This is a genomic window from Streptomyces sp. NPDC126503 (assembly GCF_040302405.1).
GTDB lineage: Bacteria > Actinomycetota > Actinomycetes > Streptomycetales > Streptomycetaceae > Streptomyces > Streptomyces gulbargensis.
Map to the genome: position 1 here is coordinate 47,490 of NZ_JBEORS010000026.1, position 10,128 is coordinate 57,617.

Consider the following 10,128-nt stretch of genomic DNA (forward strand, 5'->3'; position numbering starts at 1 on the left):
ACCCCGTTTTTACCTCGCGTGCGGGCGCTCCAACGCCCCGAAGGAGAGTTGTGTCATGCGGTTCAACCTCATGGGACCGTTCCAGATCATCGCCGACGACGGCCAGGTCCTTCCGGCGGGAACGCCCAAGGTCTCGCAGATCCTCGCCCTGCTGCTCACGCACGCCAACGATCTCGTGACGCCCGACACCTTCATCCAGGAGCTGTGGCAGCACAGCCCGCCGCGGTCCGCGCTCAACACCGTGCAGACCTACGTCCACCACGCGCGCCGGCTGCTGACCGGTGACGCCCGCCCCGACTCCGAGCACGCGCTGCTGACCACCCGGTTCGGCGGTTACACGATGAACGTCGAGGACTCGGCCATCGACATCAAGGTCTTCGAACGGCTGGTCACGCAGGGCAAGGACGAATTGCGGGAAGGCCGGTACGAGGCGGCGGCCGACTCCCTCGCGCTCGGCCTCGCGCTGTGGCGGGGCCCGGTGCTCTCCAACGTGCCCACCGGGGACGTGCTGGCCGGCCGGGTCGTCCACCTGGAGGAGCTGCGCATCCGCGCCCTGGAGCTGCGGATCGAGGCCATGCGGCGGCTCGGGCGGCTGCGCGAACTCGTCCCCGAGCTGCGCACCCTGGTGCACGACTACCCGCTCAACGAGTGGTTCCACGGGCAGCTCATCGCCGCCCTGCACCAGGCGGGGCGGCGCGCCGAGGCCCTGGACGCGTACCGGAAAGTCCGTCAGATCCTGCGGGAGGAGCTGGGCCTGGAGCCGTCGCCGGACATCCAGTGGCTGCACCAGCGGGTGCTCAGCCCGTCCCGGCTGCCGGCGGGACCGGGACCGCACGGCGGCGCGGTGGTGGTGCCCCTGTGGGAGTCGGCTCGCACAGGGTGAACACCAGCGGGGCGGGCCCGGGTCAGTGGGTGAGTCCGACGACGTCGGACTCGGCCACCTCGGCCCGCCAGGCCGGCATGTCGTCGTAGAGGTGGGCGGCGCGGGCCGCCGAGATCTCCAGGCGGGGGAGAACGGTGGCGGTGGCGACGGCAGGCAGGAGGAGCTGGAGGAGCGAGGCGATCTCACAGGGGAGGTCGTAGGTGTCCGGAAGACCTTCCGTCACCACACGGACGCCGGTCCACGTGGCCACGATCATGCGCCCGATCTCCGTCTCGTCGACATGAGGGAGGACCTCGCCCCGCCCCTTGCCCTCCCTGAGGAAGCCGGCGAGCAGCTCCGTCCAGTCGGGCCAGGCGGTACCGAACTTGCGGCGGGATTCGAGGTCGACGGCCAGGCGCAGGGCGGCGCTGAGCATCGGCTCGCGCGGCAGCCGGTAGGCCAGCAGGAGCAGGGTGTCGATCATCTCCTGCAGCTTCAGGGCCTGGGGTCGGACACCGTCCGTGGTGACCGCGGCGTCGAGGACCCCCCGGGCCAGGTCACCCTTCGAGGGGAAGTGGAAGTACAGAGCACCCTTCGTCACTTCCGCGCGCTCCAGAATCTCGGAGATGGTCGTCGACTCGTAACCCCGCTCGTCGAAGATCGCCGCGGCGGCCTCCAGGATGACCCTCCGGGTACGGATCGCACGTTCCTGCTGCGCCACAGCCACCCACCCCTCGTACTTGTGTTCTGAACTATTCCTTGAAAAGGACCGGTTAGCCGGTATCTTATCTCGCGTCGGAACCCGGCACTTCAATCTAGGCCTGACCCAGGGGGGGATCATGCCCAAAGCCTTGCTCTCCGATCGCCGACGGCACACCCATGTCATCCATCGGATCGCCGCGCCCGTTCGAAAGGTTCCCGAAGCGTTCGTACACCTCAACGATCCCGGGGCCGTTCTGCTCACCAAGTGGTCCCCGTTGGGATCGGACCGCTATGCCGTGACCGCACGCTGGCCCGAGGGGGGCGTCTACGGCGGTTCGATCCCTCTGCTTCTGACGCAGACGATCCGGCAGTGCGCCCTGCTCATAGGGCATGCGGAACTCTCGGTCCCGCTGACGCACCAGACGCTCATGGAGCTCATGGACTTCAGCGTGTCCGACGATTTTTACGACCCAAAAAACAAACCGGACACCCTGTTCATTCTGGTGACCATCAAGCGTAACAGTCCGCGCTCGTTACGCGTCGAACAGTCGATCCTGTCCGAGGGCCGCTTGATCGGGGAAGGTCGGCTGGACTACAGCTGGATCGCTCCCGCGGCCTATCGCAGGCTGCGTGGCGCACACGCGGACCCCGCTTGGGGAGGGGCGGTGGTGCCGCCCGCGGTCCCCGCGCACGTGGTGGGGCGCGCACACGAAGGGGACGTCGTTCTGGCGGCGAGCGACCTGCCGGACCGGTGGCAGCTGCGCGCCGATGTGTCCAACCGCGCGCTGTACGACCACAAGGTCGACCACGTCCCCGGACTGGTCCTCATCGAAGCCGCCTATCAGGCTGCCCATGCGATCACGGGGCCCGGGCGTCACCCCATTCGCGTCATGAGCACGTTCAACCGGTACGTCGAGTTCGACACTCCTTGCTGGATCGACGCGTCCATCGTCCCCGCACCCGAGGAGGGCGTCATGCACGTCGAGATCACGGGCATGCAGAACGGCGGGCGTGCCTTCTCGGTCTCCATGGACTGTGCGCCGTAGGGGGTGCGGCCGGGTCGACGGTCCGGGCGGATGCCCCGCCCGGACCCCGCTCATCGAGTGACGTAACCGCCGTCCACCGGCAGCACCGCCCCGGTGACGTAGGAGGACCGGTCGCTGAGCAGCCAGGCGGCGGCTTCGGCGATCTCCTCCGGGGCGGCTGTGCGGCCCTGGGGGGTGACCTCGTGGATGGCGTCCTCCAGGCCGGGGTTGCGCGCGTACCAGTCGACGGTGATCTCGCTGCGGGTCGAGCCGGGCGCCACCGCGTTCACGCGGATGCCCTGCCGCGCGTACTCGTCGGCCGCCGCTCGGGTGAAGCCCACCACCGCGTGCTTGGAGGCGACGTACGGGGCGGCGGTCGGGATGGCCACCAGGCCGCCGACGCTGCTGTTGTTGACGACGGCGCCGCCGCCGGCCGCCAGCATCGCGCCGATCTCGGCGCGCAGGCAGTTCCACAGGCCCCGGACGTTGGTGTCCATGATGGAGTCGTAGACCTCGTCCCCCATCTCGTGGAGGGGGGCCTGGTCCCCGCCGATGCCGGCGTTGTTGAACGCGCCGTCGAGGCGGCCGAAACGTTCCGTCGCGTGGGCGACCGCGCGGCGGGCGTCCTCGGCGCGGGTCACGTCGCAGACCACGGCCGAGGCCTTGAAGCCCTTGTCGTTCAGGTCGGCCGCGAGGCCGGCGATCCTCTCCTCCCGGCGCGCGGACAGCACCACCGACGCGCCCTCCCGTGCGAACACGTACGCGGCGGCGGCGCCGATGCCGCTGCTCGCGCCCGTGATCAGGACGACCTTGTTCTCCAGCAACCCACCCGTATCCGGCATGGCGCCGATGCTGCCACCGGACGGGCGGTGGACCGGCGGGTTCCGCCCAGGAAGGTAAAGGGTGTGTCAAGTCGGAGGTCCGGGCCGGGGCACGCCGTCGGGCCCCGGCCCGGAACTCCGGGTCAGACGCGCGCCGGCTCGCGGCTCGGCGCGGGCGGGAAGTGCCCCACCTCGACGAAGAACTCCACGTAACGGGCGAAGAGTTCGGCGGTCAGCGGCGGGCACTCCACCCCGGTCCCCGCGAGGGCCGCGAGGGTCTCGGAGGTGTCGATCGGCGGATAGAAGCCGTCGGTGTCGGAGGTCATCATCTCGAAGGCGTGCAGCAGCGGCCGGAGCGCGTTGTCCGCGTCGCCGCCCACCTTCTCGCTCCAGGTCTCCCAGTCCAGCTCGTCCAGCTCGTACCCCTGCTCGCGCAGGTACGCGACGCACTGCGCGAGGCTGAGCGAGCTCTGGTTGAACAGGTGGAAGGTGCGGCCGACGGTCTCCGGCTGCCGGGACAGCGTGGTGATGGCGCCGCTGACGTAGTCGACGGGCAGCAGGTGGAACCGGCCACCGGTGATGGCCGGCACCGCCGCGGACTGCAGGATGCCCTTGAGGCTCAGCCAGACGAAGTCACGGGTCTGGCAGGCCCCGCTGCGGGTGTCGCCCGAGATGACGTCCACCCGGTAGACGGAGACGGGCAGCCCCCGGTCGCGGGCGATCTGGATGATCTGCTCGGCGACCCACTTGCTCTGCAGGTAGCCGCTGGGCAGGGCCTCGGCGGGACCGGTCGGGTCCGTCACCTTGAGCGGCACGCCCTCCTCCCGCACCCCGTCGAAGACGCCGACGGTCGAGATGTAGTGCACCGGGACCGTACGGTGACGGGCCGCCAGGCGCAGCACCTCCTCGGTGCCGCGGACGTTGGCGTCCCGCAGCGAGGTGTACGGGTGCAGCCAGTGGACCCGGGCGCCGTTGTGGTAGACGACGTCCACCGTGCGGGCCAGCTCGTCGAACCGCTCCTCGGTGAGCCCGAGCCGCTCGTCGGCGAGGTCGCCCAGCACCAGGGAGAGCCGGCTCTCGTCGACCTCGTCCCACAGCCGGTAGAACTCCATGTTGGCCCGCAGCCGGGCCAGCGCCTCCGTCCGGTCGGCGCCGCGCACCAGGCAGTGGATCGTCGCCGTGGTCGACCGCATCAGGTCGCGCAGCAGGAAGGCGCCGAGGAAGCCGGTGGCGCCGGTCAGCAGGATCTCGCCCGGGTCGGCGGCCGAGCGGACCGCCTCGGCGGCGGGCCGTACGTCCTCGCCGAGCCGGATCTCGGCGGCGAAGTCGACGGCGGGGGCCGCCGGGGCGCCCTCCTCGCCGGAGCCGCCGGCGAGCTGTCCGGAGACGAACGCGGCCAGGGCGGCGGGGGTCGGGTGGTCGAAGACGAGCGTCGCCGGCAGCTTGGTGCCGGCCAGGGCGCTCAGCCGGTTGCGGAGCTCGACCGAGGTCAGCGAGTCGAAGCCGAGCTTGGTGAGCGGCTGTGCGGCCTGGATGCCGGAGGTGTCGGCGTGGCCGAGGACGGCCGCGATCCGGTCGAGCACCGCGTCCAGGACGGCCTGCTCGCGCTCGGGCCCCGTCAGGCCCGCGACCAGGTCGGCCAGCGAACCGTCGGCGGCCGCGCCCTCCTCCGCCGCCGTCCGGCGGGCGGGCAGCGGCGCGAGCCCGGTGAGGACGGTGGGGATACGGCCGGGCTGCTCGCGCAGGACCGCGATGTCCAGCGGGGTGGCGACGACGGCCGGGCGGCCGAGCGCGAGCGCCCGGTCGAGGAGCGCGGGGCCGTGCTCCTGCGGGACGGGCAGGAAGCCGCTGCGGGCGATGCGGCCGAGGTCGGTCTCGCTGAGGTGCCCGCTCATGCCGCCGGACTGCTCCCACAGGCCCCAGGCCACGGAGGTGGCGGGCAGGCCGTGGGCGTGCCGGTGCTGGGCGAGGGCGTCCAGGAAGAGGTTGGCGGCGGCGTAGTTGGACTGGCCGGGGCCGCCGACGACGGCGGCGATGGAGGAGAAGAGGACGAAGGCGGTGACCTCCGGCCGGCCCTGGGTGAGCCGGTGCAGGTTCCAGGCCGCGTCGGCCTTGGGCCGCAGCACGGCGTGCAGCCGCTCCGGGGTGAGGGTGGCGATCAGCCCGTCGTCGAGGACACCGGCCGCGTGGACGACGCCGGTGAGCGGCCGGTCGGCGGGGATCGTGTCGAGGAGCGCGGCGAGCGCGGTGTGGTCGGCCGTGTCGCAGGCGGCGAGCGTGACCTGGGCGCCGAGCGCGGTGAGTTCGGCGGACAGCTCCCGGGCGCCGGCGGCGTCCGGGCCGCGGCGGCTGGTCAGGAGCAGGTGGCGCACCCCGTGCACGGTGACCAGGTGGCGGGCGAAGAGGGCGCCGAGGCTGCCGGTGCCGCCCGTGACGAGGACGGTGCCCTCGGGGTCCCACACCGGGTCGGTGCCGGTGACGGGGGCGGCGGCGCGGGCGAGGCGGGGGGCGTGGGCCTGGCCGGCGCGGAGCGCGGTCTGCGGTTCGCCGGAGGCGGCCAGGGCGGCGATCCGGGCCGCCGCGGACTCCTCGGCCGGGTCCTCGTCGGTGTCGACGAGGGCGATGCGGCCGGCGTGCTCGGACTGGGCGGAGCGGAGCAGGCCCCAGACGGCCGCGCCCGCCAGGTCGGTGACGTCCTCCCCGTCGGTGGTGGCGACCGCGCCGGAGGTGACGACGGCGAGCCGGGTCTGCTCCAGGCGCTCGTCGGCGAGCCACTCCCGGACGAGCCGGAGGGTCTTCTCGGTGGTGGCGTGCACCGAGCCGGGGAGCGAGGCGGCGGGTTCCGCCTGGGTGTGGAGCAGGACGAGCGGGACGGACCGGCCGGCGGCGAGGGCCTCGGCCACCTCGGCGGGTCCGGCGAAGTCGCCGCCGTCGCCGAGGACCGCCGGCCGGTCGGTGCCGGGCGGCGGGACCGCGAGGGGCGTCCAGTCGACGTGGAACAGCGCGTCGTCCAGGCGGTCGGCGACGGTGGCGAGGGTGGCGCCGTCGACGCCGCGTACCTCGGCGGCCTCGACGAGAGCGACGGGCTGCCCGGCCGGGTCGGCGAGTTCGACGCGGGAGGCGCCGGCGTCCCCGGGGGTGATGCGGACGCGCAGCGCGGTGGCGCCGGTGGCGAAGAGGCGGACGCCGCGCCAGGTTCCCGCGAGCGGGTGGGCGCCGGCGGCGGGCAGCAGGGGCCGGACGGCGGCGTCGAGGAGGGCGGGGTGCAGGGTGAAGCCGTCCGGGTCGCCCGCCTGCTCGGGAAGGGCGGCCTCGGCGAAGAGTTCCCCGTCGCGGCGCCAGGCGGCGGTGAGGCCGAGGAAGGCGGGGCCGTGGGCCAGTCCGGCCTCGGTGAGGCGGGCGTACAGCTCCTCGGGGGCGATCTCCTCGGCGCCGGCGGGCGGCCACGCGACCGGTTCGAAGGCGGTGCCGGGGGCGGCGGCGCTCAGCGTGCCGTGGGCGTGCGCGGTCCACGGCGCGTCGGGGTCGTCGGGGCGTCCGTGGACGGTGACCGGACGGCGGCCGGTGGCGTCGGCGGCGCCGACGCCGACCTGCAGCTGGTGGGTGCGGCCCCGGTCGAGGACGAACGGGGCGTCCAGGGTGAGGGTGTCGAGGACGGTCGCGCCGAACTCGTCACCGGCGCGGATCGCGAGCTCCACGAGCGCGGCGGGCGGCAGCACCACGGAACCGTGGGCGGTGTGGTCCGCGAGCCACGGGTGGGTGCGCGTCGAGAGGGTGCTGGTGAAGACGGCCTGGTCGGCGCCGGCGAGGGCGACGGCGGCGCCGAGCAGCGGGTGCCCGGTCGACCGCATGCCGAGGCCGGCGGCGCCGGCGGTGGCGGCGGCCGGCTCGACCCAGTACCGCTGGTGCTGGAAGGCGTACGTCGGCAGGGGTACGCGGCGGGCGCCGGTACCGGCGAAGAAGCCCGCCCAGTCGACGGTGACGCCGTGCTGGTGGAGCCGGCCGAGCGCGGTGACGGCCGTGTGGGCCTCGGGCCGGTCGCGGCGCAGCAGGGCGACGGTGGTGGGGACGAGGTCGGCGGCGAGGGCGGACAGGACGCCGTCGGGGCCGAGTTCGAGGGTGGCGGTGACGCCCTGGGCGGCGAGGGCGGCGACGGCGTCGGCGAAGCGGACGGTGCCGCGGACCTGGTCGGCCCAGTACTCCGGGGTGCGCAGGTCCGCACCGCCCGCGACCTTGCCGGTGAGGGTGGAGACCACGGCGATCCGCGGGGCCGTGTACGTCAGGGCGGCGGCCGCCTTGCGGAAGTCCGCCAGCATGGGATCCATGAGCGGCGAGTGGAAGGCGTGGCTGACCGTCAGGCGCCGGGTCTTGCGGCCCTGCTCCTCCAGCCGGGCCGCGACGGCGAGCACCGCCGCCTCCTCACCCGAGACCACGAGGGACTGGGGCCCGTTGATCGCGGCGATGGCCACCCCGTCGGTGAGCAGCGGCGCGACCTCGGCCTCGGTGGCCTGGACGGCGACCATCGCACCGCCCTTCGGCAGCGCCTGCATCAGACCCGCACGGGCCACCACCAGACGTACCGCGTCCTCGAGCGAGAACACCCCCGCCACATGCGCGGCGGCGATCTCACCGATCGAATGCCCGGCCACGAAGTCCGGCTTGAGGCCCCAGGACTCCACCAGACGGAAGAGAGCGACCTCGACCGCGAACAGCGCCGGCTGCGTCCAACCGGTCTCGTCCAGACCCTCACCGGAGGCGATCACCTCACGGACGGAGCCGCCCAGACCCGCGTCAAGGAGACCAGCCACCTCGTCGAACGCCGCCGCGAACGCCGGAAACGACGCGTACAACTCCTGCGCCATCCCCGCACGCTGGGCACCCTGACCGGTGAAGAGGAAGCCGAGACGGCCGCCGGTCTTCTCCCCGCGCACCAGGTTCGGGGAGGTGCCGCCCTCCGCGAGGGCCTGGAGACCTGCGAGGAGCTCCTCGCGGTCGTGGCCGGTGACGACGGCCCGGTGGTCGAGGGCCGCGCGGCCGGTCGCCAGGGAGTGGCCGACGTCCAGCGGGGAGAGGGCCGGGTCGGCGGTGAGGTGGTCGTGGAGGCGGCGGGCCTGGGCGCGCAGGGCGTCCGCGGTCCGGCCCGACACCGTCCAGGGCACGACGGGCAGGCTCGCCGGCTTCTCGGGGGCGGGCGCCGGCTCCTCCGCCGGCGGCTGCTCGATGATCACGTGGGCGTTGGTGCCGCTGACGCCGAAGGCGGAGACGGCCGCACGGCGGGCGCGCTCGGTCTCCGGCCAGGCGCGGGCCTCGGTGAGGAGTTCGACGGCCCCGGAGTCCCAGTCCGCCATGGGCGTGGGCCGCTCGACGTGGAGGGTGCGGGGCAGGACGCCGTGGTCCATGGCCTGGATCATCTTGATGACGCCGCCGACACCGGCGGCGGCGACGGTGTGCCCGATGTTCGACTTGAGGGAGCCGAGGTAGAGCGGCCGGTCCTCGGGGCGGCCCTGGCCGTAGGTGGCGAGGATGGCCTGTGCCTCGATCGGGTCGCCGAGGCGGGTGCCGGTGCCGTGGGCCTCGACCGCGTCGACGTCGGCGGTGGTCAGGCCGGCGTCGGCGAGGGCCTGGCGGATGACCCGCTCCTGGGAGGGGCCGTTGGGGGCGGTCAGGCCGTTGGAGGCACCGTCCTGGTTGACGGCCGAACCGCGGATCACCGCGAGGACGCGGTGGCCGTTGCGGCGCGCGTCGGACAGCTTCTCGACCACGAGCATGCCGACGCCCTCGGACCAGGAGGTGCCGTCGGCGTCGGCGGAGAAGGACTTGATGCGGCCGTCGGGGGCGAGCCCGCTCTGCCGGGAGAAGTCGACGAACCCGCCGGGGGTCGCGGTCACGGTGACGCCGCCGGCCAGCGCCAGGTCGGACTCGCCGGAACGCAGCGACTGGATCGCCAGGTGGAGGGCGACCAGCGAGGAGGAGCAGGCGGTGTCGACGGAGACCGCCGGGCCCTCCAGGCCGAGGCTGTAGGCGACGCGGCCGGAGGCGACGCTGCTCAGCTTGCTGGTGAGGAGGTAACCCTCGAACTCCTCCGGGCCCTCCAGGCCCAGGTAGCTCTGCTCGATGATCCCCGCGAAGACGCCCGTACGGCTGCCGCGCAGCGTGTCGGGGTCGATGCCGGCCTGCTCGAAGGCCTCCCAGGAGGTCTCCAGGAGGAGGCGCTGCTGCGGGTCCATGGCGAGGGCCTCGCGCGGCGAGATGCCGAAGAAGCCGGCGTCGAAGAGTCCCGCCTCGTGGAGGAAGCCGGCCTGGCGGGTGTAGGAGGTGCCGGGGCGGGCCGGGTCGGGGTCGTAGAGGCGCTCCAGGTCCCAGCCGCGGTCGGTGGGGAAGTCGGTGATGGCGTCGGTGCCCTCGGCGACGAGCCGCCACAGGTCGTCGGGCGTGGCGACGCCGCCGGGGAAGCGGCAGGCCATGCCGACGACGGCGATGGGCTCGGCGGTCTCGGCCGCCTCCAGTTCGGCGATCCTGCGGTTCGCCTTCTGCAGGTCGACGGTGACCCGCTTCAGGTACTCGACCAGCTTCTCTTCGTTCGACGGGTTGGACATCGGGTTCGTGCTCTCCTCGGGCGAAGGCGGAAGGCGCAGGCGGAAAGGCGGGAAGCCGGGGCGGGGGCCGGGCCCGGGGGCCGGTCCGGCGGGGAGGGCCGCCGGGCCGGCCCCGGGTGCGG

Annotated in this window: 5 protein-coding genes; 2 read left to right on the forward strand and 3 right to left on the reverse strand. The window is 73.6% G+C overall.

What is annotated here, in order from left to right:
* Window positions 1-55: 55 nt before the first annotated feature.
* Window positions 56-883: an AfsR/SARP family transcriptional regulator gene (locus ABTY40_RS26430; protein WP_352061812.1), complete on the forward strand. Its 828-nt coding sequence runs from the start codon at window positions 56-58 to the stop codon at window positions 881-883.
* 22 nt (window positions 884-905) lie between these two features.
* Here ABTY40_RS26430 and ABTY40_RS26435 read toward each other — a convergent pair whose 3' ends face one another.
* Window positions 906-1,589, reverse strand: a complete 684-nt coding sequence (locus ABTY40_RS26435; RefSeq protein WP_352061813.1) for a ScbR family autoregulator-binding transcription factor — start codon at window positions 1,587-1,589, stop codon at window positions 906-908.
* Between the two features lie 112 nt (window positions 1,590-1,701).
* Here ABTY40_RS26435 and ABTY40_RS26440 point away from each other — a divergent pair, with 112 nt between their 5' ends.
* The gene (locus ABTY40_RS26440; protein ID WP_352061814.1) at window positions 1,702-2,610 is read left to right on the forward strand and encodes a ScbA/BarX family gamma-butyrolactone biosynthesis protein; all 909 of its coding nucleotides are present in this window, start codon (window positions 1,702-1,704) and stop codon (window positions 2,608-2,610) included.
* A 50-nt stretch (window positions 2,611-2,660) separates the two neighbouring features.
* Here ABTY40_RS26440 and ABTY40_RS26445 read toward each other — a convergent pair whose 3' ends face one another.
* Window positions 2,661-3,431, reverse strand: a complete 771-nt coding sequence (locus ABTY40_RS26445; RefSeq protein WP_352061815.1) for an SDR family NAD(P)-dependent oxidoreductase — start codon at window positions 3,429-3,431, stop codon at window positions 2,661-2,663.
* A 122-nt stretch (window positions 3,432-3,553) separates the two neighbouring features.
* On the reverse strand, window positions 3,554-10,045 hold the full coding sequence (locus tag ABTY40_RS26450; protein ID WP_502990681.1) for a thioester reductase domain-containing protein: 6,492 nt from the start codon (window positions 10,043-10,045) through the stop codon (window positions 3,554-3,556).
* Between the last annotated feature and the right edge of the window lie 83 nt (window positions 10,046-10,128).

What these genes read in the sequence shown, in the direction of transcription:
- ABTY40_RS26440 (WP_352061814.1), top strand. Translation starts at nt 1,702, where the DNA reads ATGCCCAAAGCCTTGCTCTCCGATCGCCGACGGCACACCCATGTCATC.
- ABTY40_RS26445 (WP_352061815.1), bottom strand. Translation starts at nt 3,431, where the DNA reads ATGCCGGATACGGGTGGGTTGCTGGAGAACAAGGTCGTCCTGATCACG.
- ABTY40_RS26430 (WP_352061812.1), top strand. Translation starts at nt 56, where the DNA reads ATGCGGTTCAACCTCATGGGACCGTTCCAGATCATCGCCGACGACGGC.